Annotated in this window: 18 protein-coding genes and 2 pseudogenes; 7 read left to right on the forward strand and 13 right to left on the reverse strand. The window is 34.8% G+C overall.

Annotated features, from left to right (window positions below; all coding sequences use genetic code 11):
• Positions 1-112 precede the first annotated feature (112 nt).
• Positions 113-2,161, reverse strand: a complete 2,049-nt coding sequence (locus tag P5P89_RS11920) for an insulinase family protein (RefSeq protein ID WP_278008530.1) — start codon at positions 2,159-2,161, stop codon at positions 113-115.
• A gap of 10 nt (positions 2,162-2,171) precedes the next feature.
• A complete protein-coding gene (locus tag P5P89_RS11925; RefSeq protein ID WP_278008531.1) occupies positions 2,172-3,494 on the reverse strand; it encodes a M16 family metallopeptidase in 1,323 nt (440 codons plus the stop codon).
• 277 nt (positions 3,495-3,771) lie between these two features.
• Here P5P89_RS11925 and rplU point away from each other — a divergent pair, with 277 nt between their 5' ends.
• Both rplU and rpmA read left to right on the forward strand, forming a co-directional pair.
• Positions 3,772-4,215, forward strand: a complete 444-nt coding sequence (gene rplU, locus P5P89_RS11930) for a 50S ribosomal protein L21 (protein WP_025539466.1) — start codon at positions 3,772-3,774, stop codon at positions 4,213-4,215.
• A 24-nt stretch (positions 4,216-4,239) separates the two neighbouring features.
• Positions 4,240-4,500, forward strand: a complete 261-nt coding sequence (gene rpmA / locus P5P89_RS11935; RefSeq protein WP_025539465.1) for a 50S ribosomal protein L27 — start codon at positions 4,240-4,242, stop codon at positions 4,498-4,500.
• Positions 4,501-4,801: 301 nt separating this feature from the next.
• Here the strand turns inward: rpmA and P5P89_RS11940 are convergent, their stop codons facing one another.
• Positions 4,802-7,561, reverse strand: a complete 2,760-nt coding sequence (locus tag P5P89_RS11940; protein ID WP_278008532.1) for an AsmA family protein — start codon at positions 7,559-7,561, stop codon at positions 4,802-4,804.
• 46 nt (positions 7,562-7,607) lie between these two features.
• Entirely contained in the window at positions 7,608-8,189 is a 582-nt protein-coding gene (locus tag P5P89_RS11945; RefSeq protein ID WP_278008533.1) for a MiaE family protein, read from the reverse strand.
• Positions 8,190-8,301: 112 nt separating this feature from the next.
• Between P5P89_RS11945 and P5P89_RS11950 the strand changes: the two are divergent.
• From P5P89_RS11950 to P5P89_RS11965, 4 genes and pseudogenes are all read left to right on the forward strand, one after another.
• Positions 8,302-9,548, forward strand: a pseudogene (locus P5P89_RS11950) (glycosyltransferase).
• A gap of 162 nt (positions 9,549-9,710) precedes the next feature.
• A complete protein-coding gene (locus P5P89_RS11955; RefSeq protein WP_278008534.1) occupies positions 9,711-10,823 on the forward strand; it encodes a hypothetical protein in 1,113 nt (370 codons plus the stop codon).
• Between the two features lie 2 nt (positions 10,824-10,825).
• Complete coding sequence (locus tag P5P89_RS11960; protein ID WP_278008535.1) at positions 10,826-11,479, forward strand: hypothetical protein; 654 nt, start codon at positions 10,826-10,828, stop codon at positions 11,477-11,479.
• A 123-nt stretch (positions 11,480-11,602) separates the two neighbouring features.
• Positions 11,603-12,133, forward strand: coding sequence for a fibrobacter succinogenes major paralogous domain-containing protein (locus tag P5P89_RS11965; RefSeq protein WP_278008536.1), 531 nt, complete (start codon positions 11,603-11,605; stop codon positions 12,131-12,133).
• Between the two features lie 84 nt (positions 12,134-12,217).
• Here the strand turns inward: P5P89_RS11965 and P5P89_RS11970 are convergent, their stop codons facing one another.
• The 9 genes and pseudogenes from P5P89_RS11970 to porU all read right to left on the reverse strand — a co-directional run bounded on the left by P5P89_RS11970 (position 12,218) and on the right by porU (position 24,746).
• On the reverse strand, positions 12,218-13,099 hold the full coding sequence (locus tag P5P89_RS11970) for a helix-turn-helix domain-containing protein (protein WP_278008537.1): 882 nt from the start codon (positions 13,097-13,099) through the stop codon (positions 12,218-12,220).
• 89 nt (positions 13,100-13,188) lie between these two features.
• Entirely contained in the window at positions 13,189-13,719 is a 531-nt protein-coding gene (locus P5P89_RS11975; RefSeq protein WP_278008538.1) for a carboxymuconolactone decarboxylase family protein, read from the reverse strand.
• Positions 13,720-14,354: 635 nt separating this feature from the next.
• Positions 14,355-15,776, reverse strand: a complete 1,422-nt coding sequence (locus P5P89_RS11980; RefSeq protein ID WP_278012011.1) for a hydrolase/aminopeptidase — start codon at positions 15,774-15,776, stop codon at positions 14,355-14,357.
• A complete protein-coding gene (locus P5P89_RS11985; protein ID WP_278008539.1) occupies positions 15,673-16,203 on the reverse strand; it encodes a gluzincin family metallopeptidase in 531 nt (176 codons plus the stop codon). Before P5P89_RS11985 ends, P5P89_RS11980 begins: the two co-directional genes overlap by 104 nt.
• A gap of 91 nt (positions 16,204-16,294) precedes the next feature.
• Positions 16,295-17,935, reverse strand: coding sequence for a pyruvate dehydrogenase complex dihydrolipoamide acetyltransferase (locus P5P89_RS11990; RefSeq protein ID WP_278008540.1), 1,641 nt, complete (start codon positions 17,933-17,935; stop codon positions 16,295-16,297).
• 9 nt (positions 17,936-17,944) lie between these two features.
• Positions 17,945-18,943, reverse strand: a complete 999-nt coding sequence (pdhA, locus tag P5P89_RS11995) for a pyruvate dehydrogenase (acetyl-transferring) E1 component subunit alpha (RefSeq protein WP_025572856.1) — start codon at positions 18,941-18,943, stop codon at positions 17,945-17,947.
• Between the two features lie 159 nt (positions 18,944-19,102).
• Positions 19,103-19,585, reverse strand: coding sequence for a cytidine deaminase (gene cdd / locus P5P89_RS12000; RefSeq protein WP_278008541.1), 483 nt, complete (start codon positions 19,583-19,585; stop codon positions 19,103-19,105).
• 73 nt (positions 19,586-19,658) lie between these two features.
• Complete coding sequence (gene porV / locus P5P89_RS12005) at positions 19,659-20,861, reverse strand: type IX secretion system outer membrane channel protein PorV (protein ID WP_278008542.1); 1,203 nt, start codon at positions 20,859-20,861, stop codon at positions 19,659-19,661.
• A 49-nt stretch (positions 20,862-20,910) separates the two neighbouring features.
• Positions 20,911-24,746, reverse strand: a pseudogene (gene porU, locus P5P89_RS12010) (type IX secretion system sortase PorU).
• Between the two features lie 213 nt (positions 24,747-24,959).
• Here porU and gldJ point away from each other — a divergent pair.
• A complete protein-coding gene (gene gldJ, locus P5P89_RS12015; RefSeq protein ID WP_278008543.1) occupies positions 24,960-26,648 on the forward strand; it encodes a gliding motility lipoprotein GldJ in 1,689 nt (562 codons plus the stop codon).
• The last annotated feature ends 1 nt before the right edge of the window (position 26,649 follow it).

A 26,649-nucleotide genomic window follows, 5' to 3' on the forward strand; every position in this document is an offset into this window, starting at 1 on the left:
ATTTCTTCCAAAAGGTCGAAATGACACAAACTAAAAACAGAAAGGCTGCCAATTACGACAGCCTTTCCGCTTTAAAAATCTTAGAATCTCAGCATCTTAGTAACTCAGATACTTAAAGAAAATCTTTTTCAGTAACCCCTTCATTGATTTTGATATCAGACATTTTAATATCCAATTCAAAACCTGCATTTTGTATTAAATTAAAAGGAACTTTTACGCCTTTTACCTCTTTATAATCATTAAAATAAGTTGTTTGTGTAGTCGATTGTCCGCTTTGTTCTTTTACTTTAGTTTCGGCTACTTTCAACCCTGATTTTACATCGTAAAAGTATATCGTTTTGCCGTCTTTTATAGAATAAGCATCATTGCCGCTTATTTGTTCAATTCCGCTTACGGTTAAATCTGTTCTTTTGCTTAACTGCAATTCTTCAAAAGGGGCTGCATTCGCTTTCATTTCGGCTAAATCTGCGCCTTCTAAATTTTTGCGCTGTCCTTGCTGTTCTACATAAGCGCCTTTTTCGTTTACAACCTGTTTCATCAAAGCCATACTTCCCATAGAAAGAGAAACCATCATTTTTCCTTTCGAATCTAATTTTGAAACAAAAGTCAATGGAGCTGGCGCCTGCGGAATTGTTGTAGTTCCGTTCATGAATAATGTTTTTACTGCAGAAACGGCTTTTTCTCCTCCGATTGCTTTAATATAATTGTCAAAAATGCTTTTTGCAGTAATTCCTGCCGGAGCTTCTTTTTTGGTAACTGGCTTTTCAACAGGGTTTCCGTATTTGTCATAATAAGAAATCGGAATCTGCAGTTTTTCCAGACCAGGAAGTACTTCAGAACCTTTACCCACAATTACAATTCTCATATTGTCAATTTGGAAATATTTATTCGATACCCGATTAATATCATCAATTGTAACGTTGTTAATGGTCTGAATGTATTTTTCGTAGAAATCAGCCGGAAGTTTTTCTGTTTCAATATTTAGAGCATAACGTGCAACAGTCTGAGGTTTTTCAACCTGCATTACAAACCTTCCGATGTAACCTGCTTTTACATTTTTTAATACATCTTCAGAAACTTTCTCAGTTCGGATTCTTTTAATTTCTTTGATAAATTGTACAACAGCACTATCGGTAACGGCATTTCGAACAGCAGAAGAAGCTTTGAATTTGGTTACATATTTCCCGCTTCCAATATTCGAACTTGCACCATATGTCCAGGCGTGCTGTTCGCGTAAATTCATATTCAGGTAACTATTGAAATCACCACCTAAAATTTGATTTGCAATCACAGCAGGGAAAAAATCAGGATCGCTCATTTTTAAATTTACTGTATTTACCAATGAAATTTCAGACTGTACTGCATTTGGAACATCTACGAAATCAATTTCAAGCTTAGATATGTTTTCCGGATTTGTATACGTGTTTTTTGGTGCAGTTTGTTTTTTCCATCCGCTAAAAAGTTTTTCTACGGCAGTTTTTGTTTCTTTAAATTTAATGTCGCCAACTATAACTAAATAGGCGTTTTCAGGAACGAAATAGGTATTGTAATTAGCTTTAACGTCATCAAGAGTGACATTTTTCAGTGTTTCTTCTGAAACGAATTCTCCCGAAGGGTGGTTTTTTCCAAAAGTTAAAACATCTACAATACGGTTGGCTATTGCAGGAACACTTTTTTCATCGGCTTTAAGACCTTCCAGCATTTTTGCTTTTTCTTTATCAAATTCATCCTGAGTAAAATTAGGCTGTAATGCTCCTTCTGCTAAAAGTTCTAAAACGCGTCCTGAGTATTTGGAAAGCGCACTTGCAGAGGCTCCGTGTGATGAAAAATTGATATTGGCTCCGTAAAAGTCAATTTCTTCATTAAAAGCTTCTTTAGTTGTTTTTTTGGTTCCGTTTCCAATCAAACTGCTGGTTAATTCGTCAACGCCTTTTTTATTTCCTTCAGTAAAAGGGGCGTTATCCAGTGTAAGATTAAAGCTCACGCGTGGCAATTTATGATTTTCAACTACCAAAACTTTCATACCATTTGCCAAAACAAAAGTCTGTGGTTTTTTGATGTTAACTACTGGTGCGTTTCCTGGTTTGGGTTGTGGACGATCTTGTGCTTGCATAATTCCGGTAAGGAATAAAAGGATTAAAACTGTATGTATTTTTTTCATGATTCGGGGCTTAGTTTTGAACTTTTTTTGAAGGAACATAATCTAAAATTAAACGCTGATTAGGGTTTAAATACTTTTTAGCGATTTCCCTGATTTCTTCTCTGGTAATAGAGTGGTAGATGTCGATTTCGGTATTAATAAGATTTACGTCTCCGTATAGCAAATAATATGAAGCTAAATTTTCTGCAATTCCTTCAACGCTTGCATTGGCATTGACAAAATTATTATCGAATTTATTTTGTAATTTTTGATAGTCTTTCTCAGAAATCAAATCGGTTTGGATTTTTACGATTTCTTCGTCCATTTCTTTTAAGATGTCAGCTGTAGTGTAAGTTCCCATCGGTAAGCCATACAAAATATACATTCCGTAATCTTCCTGACTAAAACCAACAGCGCCAATTTGAAGTGCCATTTTTTTGTCATCCACTATTTTTTTGTATAGTTTAGAGCTTTTTCCGTCACTTAAATAGGAAGAAATTAAATCTAAAACCCTTGCATCCCTTGTTTTCATTGATGGGGTTCTGTATGAAGCAACCACCATTGGAATCTGAATATTTGGATCTTCATAAGATGCTTTTATGGTTTGTGTAATTGGTTCTTCCGTATAAGTTTGTTTTTTCAAAACTTCCCCTTTAGGGATTGGTCCGAAATACTTCTGAATCCATTCTTTGGTTTTGGTTTTATCGAAATCTCCGGCAACAACCAAAACCGCATTATTTGGGGTGTAGAATTTTTTGTTGAAAGCCTGAAATTCTTCCAGAGTTGCAGCATCAAGATCCTTCATAGAACCAATAGTCGTCCATCGGTATGGATGATTTTTGAACATGTGTTTTTTAACCTCAGGCAAAATATTTCCGTACGGCTGATTGTCGTAACGCATTCTTTTTTCTTCTTTTACAACTTCATTTTGAGTGTCAACGCCAATTTTATTAATAATTGGGTGCATCAAACGTTCTGATTCCATCCATAATCCTAATTCTAAACTGTTTGATGGAAAAACTTCATAATAATAGGTTCTGTCATCAGAGGTGTTTGCATTGTTTACGCCTCCATTTGCGGTAACGATTTTCATCCATTCACCGCGTTTTATATTTTGGGTTCCTTCAAATAATAGATGTTCAAAGAAATGTGCAAAACCCGTTCGGTCAGGTCGTTCGTCTTTTGAACCTACATGATACATTACAGAAGTAACAACCACAGGGGCAGAGGGATCGTTGTGCAAAATAACATGCATGCCATTGTCTAAATTGTATTCTTCGAAAGCTACTTTTTGGGCATGAGCTACTCCGCCAAGCATTATTGCAGCACTTAACATCATTATTGATTTTTTCATAAAGATTAATAATTTATTTTACCTAATTAATAAGTGTAGGTATTCAAGAGTTGGTTTATGTTACATCAAAAATAAGTTTTTTTAGTGACCATTTAATAAAAGGTGTTTATTTTGGTTGTATTTTAACAATCTTTTACTTCTGAATCATTTCAGAAAGGTGCCGGAAAGCCTTGAAAAGCAGACTTTAAAGAATGAAAAATATTTTTGAAATAAGAGATTGCACAGTAAATTATTAATTGTATATTTGCAACCTTAAAAATCAATAAATCAATTTGGTATGTATGCAATCGTAGAGATAGCAGGGCAACAATTTAAAGTAAGCAAAGACTTAAAGGTTTATGTTCACCGTTTGGCTAATGAAGAAGGTTCAAAAGTTTCTTTTGACAAAGTTCTTTTATTAGATGACAACGGAAGCGTAACTTTAGGCGCCCCAGCTATAGAAGGTGCTTCAGTAGAAGCTAAAGTGTTACAACACTTAAAAGGTGATAAAGTTATCGTTTTCAAAAAGAAAAGAAGAAAAGGATACAAAAAGAGAAATGGTCACAGACAATATCTTACTCAAATTGTAATTGAAGGTATTACTGCAGCAGGTGGAACTAAAAAAGCAGCAGCTAAAAAAGCAGTTGTAGCTGAAGAAGCTCCGGCTACTGAAGCTGAAGCAGCTCCAAAAGCAAAAAAAGCAGCAGCTCCAAAAGCAAAAAAAGAAGCTAAAGAAGAATAATAACAATATTTAAACTCATACGTCATGGCTCACAAGAAAGGTGTCGGTAGTTCGAAGAATGGTAGAGAATCAGAATCAAAACGTCTAGGCGTTAAGATTTTTGGTGGTCAGGCTGCTATTGCTGGGAACATCATCGTTAGACAAAGAGGTTCAAAACATAATCCAGGTGAAAACGTTTACATCAGTAAAGATCACACTTTACATGCTAAAGTTGATGGAGTTGTTAAGTTCCAAAAGAAAAGAGATAACAAATCTTATGTATCTATCCTTCCATTCGAAGCATAATCATAGATAAATTATTATAGAAACCCGGTCTGAAAAGATCGGGTTTTTTGTTTGTAGCAATTTTTATAAACGTATTATCAAGTCGAAGAATGGTTTTGGTAAGTGTCTTTAAGATAAGTAAAAAAATGTTTGCTTAGTTGTAAAAATTAAACCCGACAAGTTTTTAAGAGCTGTCGGGTTTAATAGTATTTGGAGTTTCTTGTAAAGATTCTTTGTTTTTAATGACCAGATTCGTGTAGATTAAGATTTGAAATTTTATCCTTTTTCAATTGAATTTTGCCATTTTCATTCCAATTGAAATTTACTCAGTATCCTGTGTTTCTTCCAGGTCTTCAGTATGTCGGCCAACTTTTACTTTTGGGTTATTCTGTGTTCCGGTAACAGTTAGCGGGATCCCAAATATTCCTAATGGAGGCAGTCCTAAACGCATTTTTAAATTCAGTTTCCCGTCCAGACTTGTTGTCCCTTCAATTCTTGGTCTGAATCCGGCAAATTTAAATTTAAAGCGTTCAACAGTCATGATGTTGTTTTTGATTGTACTTTTAATATCAACTCTGGAAACATCAGGATTTTTTATGGCTTCAGAGCTTGTTTTTTTGCTTACTGCATTAAACATTTTCAATCCTCTTATTTTTACATCTTTTACAGAAAGTGTTCCGCCGCCTGCTAAGGACGAATAAACAGGTTCCATACTTCCGTTTAAGCGACCTTTTAATTTATAATCCAAAGAAACAATTCCCTGCGCTTTTTCAGCAGCACTGGCCATTTTTCTAAACACTTCAATTTCATTATACGCCCTTTTAATATCAAAGTCTGACGCAGTAATGGCATAATCAAAATTTGCTTTTTGAGGAGTGACAGATTCATAACTGCCATTCATGCTGACATTGCAGCCAATTAAATTAAATCCTGTATTTCGCATGTTGAGTTTGCCATTTTTCATGCTTAAGTTTCCTCTTGCATTTTGAAGGTTAAGCTTGTCAAAATATACTTTTTGTGCATTTGTCATTAACTGCAGATTTAGATTCGCCGGAATTATGATAACTCCTGTCTGGTGCGTTGTAACAGGTTTTGTTTCAGTTTGAGGAACAGGATTTTTTGATGCAGATTTGTTCGTTTCTGTAGTTGACATGAATTCATCTACGTTAATATATCGCGCAGAAACTGTAAAAGAACCTTTTAGAATTCCGGTTTTAGTGATGGCATAATTAAAAACATTTTGCAGGTAGCCATTCATTTTAAAATCAGATTGTCCGTAAGCAGCCAAAAAGTTATTGAAGGACATTTTGTCCTGATTGATTTTAAAAATACCTTCTTTAATGATGAATTTTTTAGGAAGATATTCTGATGCAATTCCGATGTTTCGTAATTCAAGTGTTCCCTTATTGCTAAGTTTGCTGTAATTTCCTTTTGTTGCATCACTTTGTTTTCCTTTTAAAGCCAGATCAGCTTTTATAAATCCATCCAAATCAAGACCTTTTGTAGAAAAGACTTTGTATATTTTATTAACATCAAGCTCTCCTTTAGCTCTTATATCATAATGTAAATCATCAAAATTGTTCAGGTCTGCTGATACAAAAACAGGTTTTCCTTCAAAAGTAAACTGAGCAGGTTTTAGTTTCACTTTTAAATCATCAAAAGTGCCTTTTTGATTGTCAATTGTAGTTTTTACAACAATATTTGTAATTGGATTTGGGTAATATTTGGTTTTAACATATCCATTATTTAAATCAATAAAACCTTTTGTAGTTGGAAAGAGTCTGTTTTTTTGATCAAATTTTCCATTGGTTTTAATGTCTCCGGTCAATGTGCCTTTTAAGGTGATTCCTGGAATTCCTAAAGCGTGGCTTAATTTGTCAAGATCAATTTTGGTTTTAAAATCACCATTTATATCAGGTGTGTTCGCTCCTTTTATATAAAATTTTGATTTTAGATAATCTTTATTGATGTTTAAAGACAAATTTTTAGCATCAACAATTAAAAGATCCGGGTTTAAAGAAGGGATTTTCGTTTTAATGTCCAAATTTAAATCTGAAACCGGAAAAGCACTTTTGTCATAATTTACAAATCCGTTATCGATTTTTACATCTAAATTTAAATCCGGGGCAATGTTTTGGGAAGCAATATAATTTCCTTTCAGGGTAAAAAGCAAATTGGTTTTTCCTTTTAATTCGGTTTTAGAAAGCCAGGTAATATATTTTGGTGGAAATGCAGTGAAAATATCATACAAATCGCTATTGTCAGATTTAATAACAAAGTCCATATTGTAGCCATCTTTCAAAAAGTCGAATTTTCCTTTGAAATCAACCAAAAGCTGATTGATTTTTAAGTTATTTTGCTGGAAATAAAAAGACAAAGAGTTTACATTTACTTTCGTAATCAAATCAGCATCTATCTTTTTGTTCATTAAATACGGTTCATCTTCATAAACAATATTTAGTTTTTCAATTTTGGCTTTTGAATATAAATCGAAAACATCCTTGTTTAAATCTCCTTTTCCTAGATAGTTAAATCCTAAAGCGTCAAAATGCACTTTGGTTGACTGGTCGTCGTAAATGATTTTGCTGTTCAAAATTTCAATTCTCTCCAGCTTTAAAGCAGTATCTGAACTGTCTTTTGATTTTTGCTGTTGTGAAGAAGATTTATAAATGTTGTAATTTGCCTCTCCTTTTGGATTCACTTTTACATTAATAAAGGAATCCGATAAATAAATCTGATCGATTTTTACGGTCTTGCTAAATATAAGACTCGCAACATTGATTCCAAAAGAAACTTCTTTGGCTGTTATGAATTTTTCATTTTTATAAGGCGCTGATCCATTTAGATGTAAATCATTTAAAGTCAAAGTTAACGAAGGAAAATGATGAAAAAAAGAAAGTGAAACATCAGAATAATTCAGTTCTGCGCTCAGTTTTTCATTCGCAGTCTTTTTAATTTGTTCCTTGATTTTATCGGCAAAAACAATAGGTGTCAAAAAAAGTAATACCAAAACAACCACAAACGTTATTCCGGAATATTTGGCAATTTTTAATAAGATAGATTTAGTTTTGTTTTTTGACATAAATACTATTGAGAAGTGGTTTGAAAATAATAATTAAAAGTGTGGATTATCCGTGAACAGTTTCGTTTTTTCCGTAATTGGTAATAATGGAACCTTCATACTCGATCCATGCTGCCCATCGTTTGTCTACATCTACATTGTCAGCATATTTTCTGGCGAATCCTAAAAAGGTGGTGTAATGCCCTGCCTCCGAAATCATCAGGTCGCGATAAAATTTGGCTAATTCCTGGTCTTTTATATTTTCAGAAAGAACTTTAAAACGTTCGCAGCTTCTGGCTTCTATCATTGCTGAAAATAATAAGCGATCGCAAAGAGCATCTTTACGGCTTCCATCTTTTTTCATGAATTTAAAAAGCTCATTTACATAATGATCCTTTCTTTCACGTCCCAAAGTCAGGCCTCTTTTCTTTATTAAATTGTGAACCATTTGCAGGTGTTCCAGTTCTTCTCTGGCAATAATAAGCATTTCTGTTACCAATTCCTCTAATTCAGAGTTATACGTAACTAAGCTTATAGCGTTTGAAGCTGCTTTTTGCTCACACCAGGCATGATCCGTTAAAATTTCTTCTATATTGGATTCAACGATATTTACCCAACGAGGATCTGTGGCTAATTTTAATCCTAACATAATTACTGCAGATTTATATTTTGCAAAATTAGTTCTTTTTTATCAGCTTAAATCACGAAACATCATGTAAATACGCTTAAAAATGCATTATTTTGTAGTTCAAAGAATTAAAATGAATCCAACAAAAAAACTTTTAATCATTGGCTTTGTATGGCCCGAACCCAATTCATCTGCTGCTGGCGGAAGAATGATGCAGCTAATTTCAATTTTTCGTGAAAATGGATTCGAAATTACTTTTGCAAGCGCTGCACAGGACAGTGATTTTATGGTTGATTTGTCTGAATTTGATGTTGAAAGAAAATCAATTGAGCTGAATAATTCGAGTTTTGATAATTTCATAATAGAACTTGATCCCGATGTTGTTTTATTTGATCGTTTCATGATTGAAGAACAATTTGGATGGCGTGTTGCAGAAAATTGCCCAAAAGCCCTTCGGTTATTAGATACAGAAGATTTACATTGCTTAAGAATGGCAAGGCAAAAAGCTTTTAAGGAAAACCGAACTTTTGAGTTGACGGATTTACTTTCTGAGGAAGTAGCTAAACGAGAAATTGCCAGTATTTTAAGATGTGACTTAAATTATATAATTTCTGAATTTGAAATGAAGGTTTTAAAAGATGTTTTTAAAATCGATTCAGGTTTATTGCAATATTTACCTTTTTTAGTTGAAGAAATAACAGAGAAACATTTGTTGAAATTGCCTTCTTTTGAAGATCGGCAGCATTTTGTTTTCATCGGAAATTTTCTGCATGAACCCAATTGGAATACGGTTCAATATTTAAAAGAAGCCATTTGGCCTTTAATTAAAAAAGATTTGCCAGAAGCTGTTCTGGAAATTTACGGAGCTTATCCTTCTCAAAAAGTACTGCAATTGCATCAGCCTAAAAACGGTTTTTTTATAATGGGAAGAGCAGTAGATGCAAATGAAATTATAAAAAAATCAAGAGTTGTCCTAGCACCAATACGTTTTGGAGCAGGTTTAAAAGGTAAACTATTAGAAGCGATGCAATGCGGAACACCGAGCGTAACTTCAACAATTGGTTCTGAAGCTATGCATGAAAATTTACCGTGGAATGGTTTCATTGAAGATACTCCAGATGAGTTTGCTAAAAAAGCAATTTCGCTTTATCAGGATGAAAATCTTTGGAAACAATCTCAAAAAAAGCAATTGCAATTATAAACGAATGTTATTCAAAAGATAAATATTCGGAAGAATTAATAAATAGGGTTAATTCATTATTGAATGACTCCGAAACTCATCGTCTTCATAATTTTATGGGAAGCCTGCTGCAGCATCATACTCTAAAAAGCACAAAATATATGGCAAAATGGATAGAAGCAAAGAATAAGAATCTTTAATTTTTTTACTGTTTCGAATCGGTTGGTTTGTAGGTTTTAATTAAGGTTTAATTAGTTCGTTATTACTTATTTGTCTTTTTTATAAAGAAGGATTGTACAGGATAGTTTATGAGATAAATAGTAATAATTTACTTGCTTATTAACTATCAAACCAAAAAAATTATGGAAAAACAAATTTTTAAGAGACTTTTTATTGTCTCAATGTTATTCGTTGGTCTAAATTTGTTTTTAGGCTGTGAAAGCGAAAGTCTAGAAACAAACGAAGAAGTTGAAGTACAAAATGAAATTATTAAACCTTCGACAGCAAAAGGCGGAAATCTTTCAGGTGAAGTAACAGGATCAACAGGTGCTTATGTTGCTAAAGTAAACGGTGTAACCAAATACACAGGTTCTGATTATGTGGCTGCTATACAGGCTGCGATTAACAATCTTACTTCTGGGAGAGATACAAAAGAGTGGGTAACTATTCGGGTTTCAGGAGCTTCCGGTTCAACTGGCGGATCTCTGAAATATGTAAATATGGCCAGTTATACCGGTTTAGATTTTGCAAACAATACTTTCAATGCGAATAGCGGCGATGCTTTGGTTATTCCGGTTTGGGCAGACAGAAAAACGAATATTGAAGTAAAAAACCTCAAGGTTTCGGGAAAACCGCGCTACGGAATTTGGTTCAAAGGATGTACAGTTATGAATATTAGCAATATCACCATGAATATAGGTGTGCCTCAGGCTGATTTAGGATTAGGAATCAGGGTCGATAACAGTACAGCTGCAACAAGCAATCTGACTATTAGCGGTACTATTAATATTACTGGTGGAGATAATTCTATTGAAACTTATGGTGTTGACGGGTTTTCTATTGGAAACGTAACTTCCAGTAATAATGCGGCTTGCGGAGTATTACTCAATCAATCCAAAAATGGTACAGTGGGTACGGTTACTGGAACGAATAACAGTACAACGGGTTCAGTTACAGGTTATGCGACTTTTCGTTGTGCCAATAATAACGGTCCAAATGTAGTTTGTTCTAAGGTATATTCCCGAGGCAGCGGACGCGGATTTTTTAGCGTTACGGGCAGCAACGGCTGTACAGTAAATACGGTAGATATTGCTAATACAGCCATTCAGGGTATCTTATTACAAAATACCAGTAACACAAAAGTGCTAGGAGGTACAGTAAGTAACGGGCATCCTAATGTTCAGCATCAAAATGCAACTAATTGCAGTACTAAAGTAAATGGCCAGACTTATACGGCTGTGAACGGAACGTGGTAATATTGTACTTTAAAAAAACAAAGCGATGTGATTTTTTCACATCGCTTTATAAATTTCTTTCTATGAGTGGATCAATAAACCGATTTGTCTTTTTTATTTTTCTATTATCTTTTTACGGATGTAAAGACTCTTCTAAAGGACCTATTAGGGGCTTTGAAAGACCTATTCCGCAACAAAATAATCTTTTTATAATTCCTCAAAAGGTAAAAAAAGATTTTCTGCAAAAATTTCCAAAGCTTGAAATGATAAAAAAAGAAGATTATTCTAATCTGTTTTGGGATTTTTATGATCGCAATATGATTCCAAATGAATGTTATACTGATATTAATAATGATCAAATACTTGATTATGCTGTCTTGATAAAGGATGGTAATCAATTAAAATTAGCAATTATTTTATCTTCACACAAGGATTATTCATATTGGATTTCTCCCTTTTCAATGCAAAATGTAAATTCTGAAGGAGTGCATTTTTGTGTGTCCGTAAAACCTGCGGGAAGAACAGATATTGTAAAAAAAGTACCGGAATCGCTTGTAATAAAGAAAAACGGGTTTCTTTTAAAAAATTTGGAACAGGATTGTTTTATATTTTATGAAACCAATAAAGAAATAAAGATGTTTAAAATGTTTAGAATAATGGGAAATGACACAAATTAAAGATATTTACGGAATAGCTATTCTTCTTTTTTATGTTTTGCATTTTCCTGTAAAAATGCAGAAACAGTCGAAGATATAGATGGGAACATATACCATACAACCAAAATCGGAAAGCAAACCTGGATGGTAGAAAACCTTAAAGTCACCCGGTTTAATAATGGAGATTCGATTAAAAAAATCACAACTAATAAAGATTGGAAAAAGGCAAAACAAGCAGGTTATTCTTTTTACAATAATGATATTGATCTTGTGAAAGATTATGGTTTTTTATACAATTACAACTGTTTGCATGATATCCGAAGAATTGCACCAGAAGGCTGGAGAATTCCAACCGAAGAAGATTTAAAGGAACTGGAGTCTTTTATTAATTCCAATTCAATAGGGGTTTTTTTGAAAGAAAAAGGGAATGCACATTGGTTACCGTCTAATACGGTTGGTAACAATGCAACTGGTTTTACTGCTTTACCGGGAGGATACAGAGACGAAGAAGGTTCTTTTTATATGCTGAAATCGAACGGATATTATTGGATTAAAACTGGAAGTTTCGAATTCTATCATTGGAGCTCCAGAATGTTCCAGGCTTTTGCAGATGTAAGAAGAGACAGTGTTTTTAAGCGATATGGTTTTTCTGTTAAATGTATTAAAAAGGAATAGTTGTATAGGGCGTTCGCTTTCAGCATCAGAACACTAAAAAGCACAAAATATATGGCAAAAATGGATAGAGGATAAAAATAAAAATTAAGCGTCCATTTTTCCAAAACCAACTGTCTCGCGATACATTTGAGGTGAAACATCGGCATTGGTTTTAAAGAAACGGCTGAAGTAATGCTCGTCATCATAGCCCAGTTCGTATGCAATTTCTTTGACGGTTTTACTGGTCAGGTATAACTCTCTTTTGGCTTCGATAATAATTCTTTCCGAAATTAAATTGGTTAACGTTTTATTGAAATAATTCTTGGATAGTTTTGCCAGGGCTTTGGGAGAAATATTCAGTAAATCAGCATAATTTCCTGCTGAATGTTTGGTTTTAAAATTGAGTTCAATCGCATCTTTCAGATTTTGGAGAATCATAGGTTCTTTGGCATTAGGAACAGCATTCATTTCTTCTTCTAATTGTTCGGTTTTTAATCTTGAAGCAGTAATTAAAAAGATTTTCAAATAAGAAATCAGTAGTTCGTATTGCGCCAATTCAGCATTTTGAATCTCGGCTTTCATTTGGTCGATAACCATATTAAAAGTTAATTCAGCTTGCTCCGTAACTTTTACATAAGGCGGCTGATAAATATTGTTGAACAAAACACCATTGCATGAAACTTCTTTTTGATGCATATGGATGCAATAAAAATCAGGATGAAAATGAATCGCGATTCCTTCAATTGGCTCGCTTACACAAAGCATAAAAGGCTGATAAGGAGAAAAGGCGAGGAGTGAGTTTTCTTCAAAATGATGTTCTGCAAAATCGGCTTTGACTTTCCCTTTTCCTTTAGTCACCCAAATTAAAGAGTAATAATTATTGCGCTGTAAATGATCAAAATGAATGTTATCTTCAAATGGAAGAATTTTGAATGCTAAATTTCCGGTTTTCGGATTTATTAAAGTGTAAACATTTTGAGAACTCATAAAGTGCGGTTTAAAAATATAAAGATAGCCATGAAAATAATTCACAACTATCTTTATAAATTGATTTTTGTTATTATGTTATTCTGAAATTAAATTGCTGGAAAGTCAATTTCAGTATTTGCGACATTGTTGAAATAATTTGTCAGCACATTCAAAGCGACGTGAGCAATAGTTTCAGCGATTTCAGCATCTGCAACTCCTGCATTTTTAGCTTTGTTTACATCTTCATCATTTACTAAACCATTTTTGCTGATTAATGTTTTAGCTAATTGTAAAATAGCTTCTGTTTTAGCATCAGCAGAGTTTCCTGTTCTTGCTGCTTTTAAAACTTCCGGATCTGCTTTAATTAATTTTTCTCCAATAAAAGTGTGAGCTGCTAAACAGTAATCACAAGAGTTGCTTTCTGAAACTGCCAAGGCGATTAATTCTCCTATTTTCGCGCTTAATTTTCCGTGGCTTAAAGCGCCGCTTAAGTTCAAATATCCTTCCAGAACTGCAGGAGAGTTTCCCATTGTTCTCATCATGTTCGGAACAACTCCTAATTTTGCTTGTACAGCGTTGAACAAATCTTTAGTTTTTCCTGTTACTTCTTCCGGGTTTAATGCTGTTAATCGTGTCATTTTATTTAATTTTTATTGTTATTATTTGTTGTTGTCTTTTGACATTACAAAGGTGCGACGATTACAGATTTTAGAAAATGGAGAATTGGCGCTATGTGATGGATAATTTTCCCTCTGTTTATTTTTCAGGAGCTAATCCAGCTTTCTGCTTCAAGTCCTCACTCAAAAGCCTGATTTTTCTAAGCCATAAAACGAGCTTCCGTTGGTCGCTGTTTTCCGGCAAGAAAATCAGGCTTTTGAGCTCCGGGCTTTCCACTTCAATCTGGGCTAGGGCATTCGTTTTTATAAGAGTGTTTTAGTTTATTTTGTCATTTTCGGTTAAGTTTTTTTCGTCTAGTTTGTCATCCTGACGAAGGAAGGATCTCAGCAAGTAGCTCTACAAAGATTGAATTTTCCTATCCAGTTTGTCATTTCGAGGAACGAGAAATCTTCGTAAGTAACTCCGCAATCAGAATTGACAATCTTTGTAGAGCTTCTTGCAGAGATTTCTCGTTCCTCGAAATGACAAGATTGTGTTGATTGTTTTGCGGAATTTCTAGTGCGATCTCTGCTCCGTCGGAATAACAAACAAAACGAAAAAAAATAGGTTGTTCCCGAAAGGAACAACCTATTTTAAAACAATATTTTTGAAAATTTTATTTCAAAACCCCTTCAACAGCCTGAATAGTCGTTGCGTGATAACCAGATTTTGCTTTATCAAATACTTTTTTAGCCCAAACTTTACCTTCAGGAGTCTTAGCCATTTCTTTATAAAGCATCATTACAGATCCGGTTCTGCTTATTCCGATTAAAAATTGCTCAATTGCAGGATAAGCCGGCTTGTATTTGTGAATTAATGCCTGAACAAACCATTGACGTTTGATAATGAAATTCCCGCCTTTTGTAAAGTTGAATTCTTTATCAATAGCTTCCATTTCTACAACTGTAATATCCGCTGGAAGATTATCTATGAAATGCTGTTTTTCTGCAGTTGTCGTAATTTTTTTATTTAATCCTGCAACGCCAGTTTCTCTCCAGCTTTTTTGAATCGCGTCAATTGCATCAAAATCAGGAGAACTTACAGGAAGTATGTTTGATGGAATTCCCGGTTTGTAAATCCAGTCTTCTAATTTAATTTTATCAGCTAAAGCTTTATCGCCTTTGATAAGATTCTCATTGATGTATTTTACAAAATCTTCTGTTGTAATAGATTGAAAAGCATGAGAATCAAAATAATTTTTAATAAACGGATCAAATTTTTCTCTTCCAACAGCACTTTCGATAACTCTTAAAAAAGCATATCCTTTTACATAAGGAATCATACTGATTCCGTCGTCTGGATTTCTACCCTTTAAACTTACTTTTAGCCTTGTATCGGGACTTGTATCGCCATATTCTGCTACATTATCTGTTAATTCTTTATTGGTGATAACATTTTGCATTTCAAATTCTTTCTTCCCGAAAATTGCTTCTCCAATTCGGTGTTCTACATAAGTGGTAAAACCTTCATTTAGCCAAATATCATCCCAGGTTGCATTCGTAACTAAGTTACCACTCCAGCTATGGCCCAATTCGTGTGCTAATAAACTTGTCAGCGAACGATCTCCAGCAATAACGCCCGGGGTTAAGAAAGTCAGGTTTGGATTTTCCATTCCGCCATAAGGAAAACTTGGCGGTAAAACTAAAACATCGTAGCGGCCCCAACGATAAGGTCCGTAAAGTTTTTCGGCAGCGACAACCATTTTTCCGAGTTCAGCAAATTCCCAAGCCGATTTTTTAAGCATTGATGGCTCTGCGTAAACCCCTGTTCTGTTATCGATTGCTTGAAATTCAATATCCCCAACCGCAATCGCCATTAAATAAGACGGAATTGCTTTATCTTGTTTAAAAGTATAAATTCCGGTATCATTTTTCTTCTGCGGATTTACGGCACTCATTACGGCTAATAAATCTTTAGGTACCGTAACTTTTGCATTATAGGTAAAACGAACGCCCGGTGTATCCTGGCACGGAATCCAGGTACGGGACCAAATGCTTTCTCCCTGAGAGAATAAAAAAGGTTTCTTTTTTATCTGCAGTTTGTTCCGGTGTAAGCCATTGTAATGCAACAGCGTCTTTAGTTGTGCTGTAATAAATATTTACTTTGGTTGTATTAGGTTCAATTGTAATATGAAGTGGCTTTCCGTGAAATTCGGTATCTTCTCCTAATTCGAATTTCGTTTGTTTTTCTTCATCACCTAATGTGACTTTAGAAATATTTAAAGTGTTTTCATCAAAAATAATTTCGTTTCCTTTGCTGATGTTGTCAATTAGCCAGGACGCTTTCCCTGAAATAGCCTGTGTGTCAAAATCAACTTTAATATCAAGATCAAGATGTTTAACAACAGCGAGCTCTGGTTTAGAATAGCTGTGTTCATCGGTAACAACTACTGGTTTTTCTGTTTGCTCTTTTTTCTGGCAGGCAATGGCTGTCAGGAATAGAGTCAAAAGGATTAGCTTTTTCATATGGTGAAGAATTGAATTTTGAAGATGAAAATTAAATAAAAAATCCCGTTTTAATAACAAAACGGGATTTAAATATAAAATTAACAAAGAATTACGCCAGCATAGTAACTGGGCTTTCGATGTATTGTTTTAATGTTTGTAAGAACTGAGCTCCAGTTGCACCGTCAATAGTTCTGTGGTCACAAGCCAATGATAGCATCATGGTGTTTCCAACTACAATTTGGCCGTTTTTAACTACTGGTTTCTCAACAATTGCACCTACAGAAAGGATTGCAGAGTTTGGCTGGTTGATAATTGAATTGAATTCAGTAATACCAAACATACCAAGGTTAGATACTGTAAAAGTACTTCCTTCCATTTCCTGAGGTCCTAATTTTTTGTTTTTAGCTCTTCCTGCAAGGTCTCTTACGCTTCCGCCGATTTGAGATAAACTCATAGCATCAGTAAATTTCAATACAGGAACAACTAATCCGTCTTCAACAGCTACGGCAACACCAATATTTACGTGGTGGTTGATGATAATTGCATCTTCTTTCCAAGTAGAGTTGATTTTTGGGTGTTTTTTCAATGCTAAAGCACAAGCTTTGATTACCATATCGTTGAAAGATACTTTTGTATCTGGAACGCTGTTGATAGCAGCTCTTGCCTGCATTGCTTCGTCCATACTTACTTCGATCACTAAGTTGTAGTGAGGTGCTGTAAATAAAGATTCTGCCAAACGTTTTGCAATGATTTTACGCATTTGAGAATTTTTGATCTCTTCTGTGTAAACTTCTCCGGCAGGAACAAATACTTTTGGAGCAGCAGGAGCAGACGCTTCTTGTTTAGCAGCTGGTGCAGAAGCAGCAGTTTGTGCTTGAGCAGATGGAGTGAAGTTTTCGATATCGCTTTTTACGATACGTCCGTTTTCTCCGGAACCTTTAACCTGAGATAATTGGATTCCTTTGTCAGAAGCAATTTTCTTAGCCAATGGTGAAGCCAAAACTCTTCCGTTTGAATTGTCAGCTACAGCTTCAGGTGCTTTTTCAGCAGCAGGAGCAGCTTTTGTTTCTTCAGCAGCAGGAGCACTTGTAGCTGCACCACCTCCGGCAGTATAATTTTCAGCAATTCCGGAAATATCAGTTCCTGCTGGTCCGATGATAGCTAATAAGCTGTCAACAGGCGCAGTATTACCTTCCTGAATTCCGATGTATAATAAAGTACCAGCATTGAAAGACTCAAACTCCATTGTCGCTTTGTCTGTTTCAATTTCTGCTAAAATATCGCCTTCAGCAACAGCATCACCTACTTTTTTCAACCATGTTGCAACTGTTCCTTCAGTCATAGTATCGCTCAAACGAGGCATAGTTACCACTACAACCCCTTTTGGTAATTCAGCTGCAGCTTTAGCAGGATCAGCAGTTTCTGTTTTTGCTTCAGCAGCAGGAGCATCTGCTTTTGGAGCTTCAGCAGCAGGAGCGTCACCACCAGCTAAAAGAGCAGAAATATCTTCCCCTTCGTTACCAATGATGGCTAATAATGAATCAACGGGAGCAGTTTCTCCAGCCTGAATTCCAATATGTAAAAGAGTTCCTTCGTTAAAAGATTCGAACTCCATAGTTGCTTTGTCTGTTTCAATTTCAGCAAGGATATCTCCTTCGCTAATTTTATCGCCTACTTTTTTTAACCAAGTCGCTACCGTTCCTTCCGTCATAGTATCGCTCAAGCGAGGCATTGTTACTTTTATAGCCATAATATAATGTTATAGTTTATGAGGTGTAAATGGATAGTCTTCTTGTGCGTATACTACATCGTATAATTGTTGTAAGTCTGGGTATGGAGATTCTTCAGCGAATTTCTGACACTCTTCAACCAAGTCTTTAACTCTTTGGTCAATTACATCGATTTCTTCTTGTGTAGCATATTTTTGATCCATAATTACATCAAGAACCTGAGTAATTGGGTCAATTTTTCTGTACTCTTCAACTTCTTCTTTAGAACGGTATAATTGAGCATCAGACATCGAATGCCCTCTGTAACGGTATGTTTTCATTTCAAGGAAAGTTGGTCCGTCTCCACGACGCGCTCTTTCGATAGCTTCGTGCATTGCTTCGGCAACTTTTACAGGATTCATTCCATCAACAGGTCCGCAAGGCATTTCATAGCCTAAACCTAATTTCCAGATGTCAGTGTGGTTTGCAGTTCTTTCTACAGAAGTTCCCATTGCGTAACCATTGTTTTCAACGATAAATACAACTGGTAATTTCCATAACATCGCCATGTTGAAAGCTTCGTGTAAAGAACCTTGTCTTGCAGCTCCGTCACCAAAATAGGTCATAGTTACACCACCAGTTTCAAAATATTTATCTGCGAAAGCTAAACCAGCTCCTACCGGAATTTGTCCACCAACGATTCCGTGACCTCCGTAAAAACGATGCTCTTTTGAGAAAATGTGCATAGAACCTCCCATACCTTTAGATGTTCCTGTTGCTTTTCCTAAAAGCTCGGCCATAACACGTCTTGGGTCAACTCCCATACCAATTGGCTGAACGTGATTTCTGTATGCAGTAATCATTTTGTCTTTAGTCAAATCCATAGCATGTAAAGCTCCGGCTAATACTGCTTCCTGACCATTGTAGAGGTGAAGAAATCCTCTGACTTTTTGTTGGATGTATAATGCTGCAAGTTTGTCTTCAAACTTTCTCCAAAGCAGCATGTCTTCATACCACTTTAAGTAAACCTCTTTTGTAACTTCTTTCATCTGAATTCTTTCTTTTGCTAAAGTTGTTTTTTTGTGTTATCAATATCACCTATAACGCAAAAATAGTTTCCTCCCACAAATTTGCGCCCGAAGGGTCGGGATGCAAAAATAAGACATTACATTTAAGAACTAAAATTTAAAAGCTGTTTTTTGGCTTTTTTACAAGAACTTTTTATCAAACATGAAAGGAAGCAGGTTTTTGAGGGATGCGGATTGATAAATTACACCAATTTCTCCCATAAAATAGATTTCTATAGGGGTGTCTTGTTTAATTTCATATTCTGCAATCGATTGACGGCACGAACCACAGGGCGGAATAGGAGCATGGGTCTGATTCAGATCTGATGCCGCTGTAATTGCCATTTTTAAAATTTTAGCTTCGGGATAAATACTTCCTGCATGAAAAATAGCTACTCGTTCTGCACATAATCCGGATGGATAGGCAGCATTTTCCTGATTTGATCCTAAAATAATTTTGCCGTTATCTAATAATAACGCTACACCAACTCTGAACTTAGAGTATGGAGCATAGGCTTTCTTTCGGATTTCAACAGCCTGAATCATTAAATCCTGAATGTCATTTGGTAATTCTTCTAAGGTGTCGAAAACCAAAAATGAGGTTGTTATATTTATTTCTTTCATTTGTTTTTAAGGGAAAAAAATCCAAATTCCTTTGTAGAATTTGGATTTGATATTCTTTTTATTTCTATTCTTATTAATACTCTTCGTATTTTTCTCCAAAATTAAAAGTTAATGAGAAACGAAGTGTGTTTTCTAACGGATTTTTAACTTTTGATGCTGAGAATAAGTAGGAAACATCTACTTTAACAATATTGTATTTAAAGCCTGCTCCTAATGAGAAAAATTTTACTGAACCTTTCTCTGGGCTTTGATGGAAGTATCCTGCGCGCATCGAAAAAGAATCCTGATAAGTGTATTCTCCCGAAAGGCTGTAAGTAATTTCTTTTAGCTCTTCACTAAAGCCACCCGGTGCATCACCAAATGATTTAAAAATTCCAGGTACCCAGCCGATAGAATTGTATTCGTTGTTGGCTTCCTGAATGCCATTGCTGGTTTCTCCCGGGTCAGTTGTATCGCCATCACCATTTAAATCTGTGGCAGTAGGAACAGGGATTTGCGGTGTTGGAACAAGTAATTTCGTAAATTCAAGGCCTACTGCTACTTTATTATAATCATCTAATATAAAATCAAAGCCTCCTCCTAATCTTAAATTGGCAGGAAGAAAGTTTGAGCCATTATCAGAATCACTTAAATCATAATTAATTTTTGGTCCCAGATTCTGAAAATTAAAACCGGCTCTCCATCTTCCGTTGAAATCTCTGTAGGCAACTTCTTCAGACTGATAAAATCCGGCAACGTCAAATGCAAATGATCTAGCCGCAGATAAACTTTGTCCTTCGGTTGTGATTCCTAAATTGGAGCTAATAAATCTTGCTCCAACAGCCATAGAGAACATTTCGCTTAATTTTAAGGAGTATGATCCATCAATGGCGTATTCTGATGGTTTAACCGTATTTGGCTGATCTGTTTGATTCTGTCTTAACTCAATATCACCTATACTAAAATAACGCACGCTTCCGGCAAAAGCACTTCGTTCATTGATTTTGTTGTAATAAGTTACCTGGCTTAATGAAATGTCATTTACCAAATCAGTTAAATAAGGAGTATAGCTTACAGAGAAACCTTGTTTATCAATAGAAAATGCATATTTTGCAGGATTCCATTGTTGGGAAAATACATCTGCAGATGTAGCAACTCCCTGATCGCCAAGTCCGGCTGCTCTTGCATCAGCTGCAACTTGTAAAAAAGGAACTCCGGTTGTAATTGGTCTTTCTTGTGCTTTGGCAAGTGATATGGTAATAAAATAAAATAATAATAAAGAGGATATTTTTTTCATTTATTTTAAATAAGGTGTTAGTTTATGTTGTTGGTTTTGCAAATATATATTATAGAATAACAAGTTTTTCATACTTTTCAGCTTTTTTGTTTGTTAAACTAGATTTGACAGTAAGTTTGTAAATGTAAACTCCTTTGCCTATTCTGTCTCCAAAATCATCTTTGCCGTCCCATGTAATTTCTCTTGATAAAAAACCTTCAGTGGTAATGATCTGATTTTTTGTCCAGACTACCTTTCCTGTTATTGTCATCACTTGTACCTGAACATCTAAAGGTTCATAAGGCTTGTTGTGGGAAAACCAAAACTGTGTGTAGGTAGAAAAAGGGTTAGGATAATTAAGAACGTGAGTCAGTGTAAGCGATTCATCGCCAACGACTATAAATTGTATTTCACTTGTTACCGGATTGTTGTAAACATCCCATGCAGTGAAACTTATAGTGTGTATTCCTGCGCTTAAATTACGCAATGGGAAGCGCAAATTTCCATTAGCGTAATCATCTAATTTTGTTTGATAGTAGTCATTTAAAATATAAGGATTGCTAACATCTCCATCTAAAATTGCTACTATATCGTGGCCGATTCCGCTTGCTGTATTAATTCCATTTTCGTCCTCAAGAAACGCTAAAAGAAAAGGGGAGTCATTTGTGATTCCTCCTGATACAAAAGTTTCATCGTTCATATATAACTTCACTTTTGGGCTAATATTGTCCTGAGGGGCATTTTCGTTAATTCCTCCAATTTTTATGAGGTCGTTATAGCCGGATTGGTTTTCTAAAACTTCATTTTTTTTGAATAAAAACTGATTCTGCCGTTATTAACAGGTATTCGAATATCTCTTGGAACTACAAAGCTAAATTCAAACTGGCCATTAGTCACAGAAGCATTTCCTCTAAAAATAGTTTCGCCTAATGTTTTAAATTGTATTGAGGGACTATAACCGTCATTATTTAGTGTGGTATTGGTAATTAGTTTATCGAAAATAGCAGTTGAAAGCTGTCCGTTATAATTGCTCAAGAGGTTGTTGTTTTCATCTGTAATTTCTCCTGATATTTTAATTTTAGCTAAAGATTTAAAGTCTTCAATTGTTCCCGAAACAGGGATATCATTTACTTTTGTTAAGTTAATTCGGGGTTTAGGAATTGCAAGCATTATTGCGGGATCGCCTAAATAAAAGATAACATTGCTGGATGAACTCGGGTTCTCATTTTTTGAAACCCGAAGCGCTTCTGCAATAGTTGTATATTGATTAGATCCGAAAGACAGCAGGTTTTTAGTTAGAACATCATTAAAATTTTCAGCATTATATTGTCCGATTGAACGTATAGTAGTTAGCATTGCTATAGCTCCTCCCTTGGGGTTCCAGAAAGTATATTCGCCGGCTGTAGGATGGGTTGGGTCATCAAAACGCGAAAACTCACAGGTTATGGTTATAAATAATGGGTATTTATATTGATTATTTAAGTTTTGTCCATCTGATTTTTCCCAAACTCTCTCACTGGATAAGCCATCTTCTCCTCCGTGACCTAAGTAATTAAAGACTAAAGCGCCTTTTTCAAAAGCATCAAAAAGATCTGTTTTTGCTTTTGGATATCTTGAGCCTCCTGCTGATGCCTCTTGAGTATAAGAATCCATAAGAATTTTTTCAACATTTAAGAATGGTTTTTCAGTGGCAATTTTATCAGCTAAAGTGTTTTGACGTGATTGCAGTGTAGCATCAGAAGCTTTGTCGGAATCGTCACTAATTAAAACAACATTGTTTCGCCAGTTTCCGTAAGATTTAATATTGTGGTATTCTATAACTTTATTAACCATTTCTTCTGCCTGTGCATTGTCTGAAACTAACATTCTGCCGGTTGCAATATCTATTCCTCCGTAAAAAGAAGTTATATTTCCTTCATTATCATCCATTAATCCGTAAAAATCATCAGACGCAAAACAAGATTCTCCAATTGTGTTACTATTTAAAGAATGATATATTGGTACAATATTGGTATTGTTGGAAATACGATTTTTATAATCAAATGAAGCGTCACCAAACAGGTTTACGTATTTTACTTTTTTATTAGATGAAGAGGCGTTTTGGTATACATACCTAATGCAATTCCTGATTGCTGCTATATCTTGTTTTCCTGAAGAAAACTCCTCATAGATGTTTTCAAGGGTGACAACTTTTACATTTAAATTGGAATAATTCCTATGAAAGTTCGCCAGTTTTTCAGCTTGAGAAAGTAAAAGCTTTGGGGTAATAATCAAATAATCAATATCCTGAAAATTATTTTGAGCATTTTTAAAAAGTGTTCCCTTTAAGTTTTGATTTGCAATTTTAGACTGGGTCTCTTTTAAAGGACTGTAATAATCTGATGGGTCAACTGCAATATATTTTCGAATTTCACCTAGAGAAGCTTTGAAACTTAAATTGTTTAAATTGATGTTTTCAATTTTTGATACATTATATAGGTCTGTAATGTCCCAAATTTGTGAAATGCCTGAAGCGTTCGAAATATTATAATTAACAATGCCGGTTGTTGAGCCAGCCTGGTCATATTGAAATTGGAATTGTTTGCTGTATCCTGTTAATTTTCTTTTTGCTGTTAAGTTAATATAATCAAGGTATCCTTTAGAGCCTGGTACTCCGTTGTTGTCGTAAATAAGTTTTATTTTTACGTTTTCAGATCCTGTAAAAGTAGTATTAGCAGGCAGGTTTCCTGTGTAAAATTTTGCATCAGAACTGTTGTTAATTTGGCTAAAAAATAGGTTTCCAATATTTTGTCCGTTGCCAGAAACAGTAAACGAAGTGCTGGTGAATGCTGCAGCTGCAGCTGCAATTTCTATTTTTATTGGCGAACCGGACTCAAAATTTGGAAAATTAAACTCAAACTCCTGTTCGTTTTTGATTTCAAAAGATTCTCCAAACCATTGACGTCCCGTGTGTGCAATATTAATTAAGTCTACTTCATGAAACTGATGGTCGTCGAATGTGGTTAATTCTAAAGTGCTGTTTCCGGAAGGCTGCATCATATTAAGAATTCTTTTTCCGTCGCCTCCCTGTGCAGTAATATAATAATATGACTTGGTGGCGTATAAGTTAATATTGGTTTTGCTTTCTGAACTCCAATTGTTGATTCCCTCAGCGTAAAAAAGAATATAGTCTTCATTATTGAAAATCCCGTCATTTTCACCAATGACCTGAATCGCATTTTCCGTTAAATCTTCAGGATAGTAACTGTTGTTAGATAATGGAAGCATTCTTCCTCCGTTTCCGTAGATTTTTATTTTTCGCGGATCACTTTTGCTTACATCAAAACCCAGGCTTTGTAAAAAAGACCTTGAGATTTTATACACACCTGATTTTTCTACATAAAAGCGGTACCAGTCTCCGGAGGATAAAACCGAATTTGAAATAACATTTGATTTCAAAGTCGAAGCAGAACTATTGTTTTTTGATGAATTGCTGTTTATTGAATAAGAAAATGATCTGATTCTTTTAAAGCTGCTTCCTTCCGATACAATTGGAGACAAAGAGATAAAACCTTGTTTTTGATCTCTTGAAATAGCTATTTGAAGTATTTCATTAGGTTGTTTGGGTATGTTTGCTAATGATAAATCGCCTAAATCATCAGCAGAAACAGTTTCATAAATAACATTCGTAATCTGAACTTCATTGCCGCTTGAATAATCCGAATATTTTGGACTAAACAATAATGTTATGGTTTTTTTTGTAATGTCAAATCTAAAATTATCACCTGAAAAGTAAGGTGTATTTATTTTTAATTCACCAAAACTCATTTCTTTTTTATTTTGCCAATCTATCGTGAGGCTCCCGTTTTTCTGGGAAAAAAGCAAAAAAGGTATAAGAAAAAGATGTAAAAGAAAGGCTTGTTTCATAGTGAAAGAAAACGAAATTAATTTAAAAATATTTTAATAAGTAAAAATATAGTATTTAATGTAATAGTAATAATAAAAAGTATATTTTTGCGTTTCGAAACTATAGGTTATTTTCTGGTAAAAAACAGCTAAATAAAATTATTAGAACAGATGTTGCTAATTAAATGTTAATTATTATATTGCAGCACCTAAATTTATCACCTAAGAATGAGTATGAAAGTAAACAAAATTGTAGCCTTGCAAGTAATGATGTCAATAGTATTGATGTTGGGCACGGCTAGTTGTAGCAAAAAATCAAGTTCTAGCCGCGGTTCAAGAGCAACAGGTTGGGATGTTGATAGTCAGAACGGAACAGCTGCTAGAAATGCAGGAAAAAAACAACAGGCAGGTCCTGGATTAGTTTTCGTTGAAGGAGGTACATTTACTATGGGTAAAGTACAGGATGATGTTATGCACGATTGGAATAACACTCCGACTCAACAACACGTTCAGTCGTTTTACATGGATGAAACGGAAGTTACGAATGGTATGTATTTAGAATACCTTGAATGGCTTAAAAAAGTTTTCCCACCTACAGAAGAAAGTTACAAAAACATCTACGCCGGTGCATCTCCTGATACTTTAGTTTGGAGAAATCGTTTAGGTTACAACGAAACGATGACAAATAACTATTTAAGACACCCAGCCTATGCTGACTATCCTGTAGTTGGTGTTAATTGGATTCAGGCAGTTGAATTTAGCAAATGGAGAACAGACCGTGTTAACGAAGCTGTTTTAGAAAAAGAAAGATATATTAAAAGAGGTGCTAAAACACAAGATGTTAGTGCTGAAAGTTTGTTCAATACGGAAGCATATCTTGCATCCCCATCTACTTCTTATGGAGGTAATGAAGAGATTGTTCTAAAGAAAAGCCCAAATGGCAGAAGACCTAAAAAAGGTAAAGATGGTACTGTAGAAGAGCAGAAAAATGTTTATGCACAGCGTTCATCAGGTATCATTTTGCCAGAATATAGACTTCCAACAGAAGCTGAATGGGAATATGCAGCTGCAGCTGATGTTGGACAGAGAGAATATAATATTTACAAAGGACAAAAGAAATATCCTTGGTCTGGAGATTATACTCGTTCTGCGAAACGTAAAAACAGAGGTGATCAATTGGCTAACTTTAAGCAAGGTAATGGTGATTATGGAGGAATTGCTGGATGGTCTGATGATGGTGCCGATATTACAAATAAAATAAAAAGCTATCCTGCTAATGATTTTGGATTATACGATATGGCAGGTAACGTAGCAGAATGGGTTGCTGACGTATACAGACCAATAATCGATAACGAAGCAAATGATTTTAACTATTACAGAGGAAATCAATATGCTAAAAATAAAATTGGTAAAGACGGTAAATTAGAAATTATTACAAAAGATAATATCAAATATACCACTTTAAGTAATGGTAAAGTAGTTGCTACAAATTTACCTGGAGAAATAGCTCAGGTTCCTGTTGATGAAAATGAAACGTATTTGAGACAGAATTTTAGTAAAAGTGATAACATAAATTATAGAGATGGAGATAAACAATCTTCAAGATACTATGATTTTGGAGACTCTGAGTCAGCTGATGATGCTAAAAAAGAAACAATGTATAATTCTCCAGTACATAATGTTACGACAGATAGTTTAGGTAACATGGTGAGAAAATATGATAACTCAAGTAAAAGAACAACTTTAATAAACGATAATGCAAGAGTTTATAAAGGTGGGTCATGGAGAGACAGAGCTTACTGGTTAGATCCTGCACAAAGAAGATATTTTCCTCAGGATATGGCTACTGACTACATCGGTTTTAGATGTGCGATGTCTAGAGTAGGTGCTAAAACTGAAAGAAGAAAATCACCAAGGAATTAAA

It is taken from the genome of Flavobacterium gyeonganense, assembly GCF_029625295.1.
Taxonomy (GTDB): domain Bacteria; phylum Bacteroidota; class Bacteroidia; order Flavobacteriales; family Flavobacteriaceae; genus Flavobacterium; species Flavobacterium gyeonganense.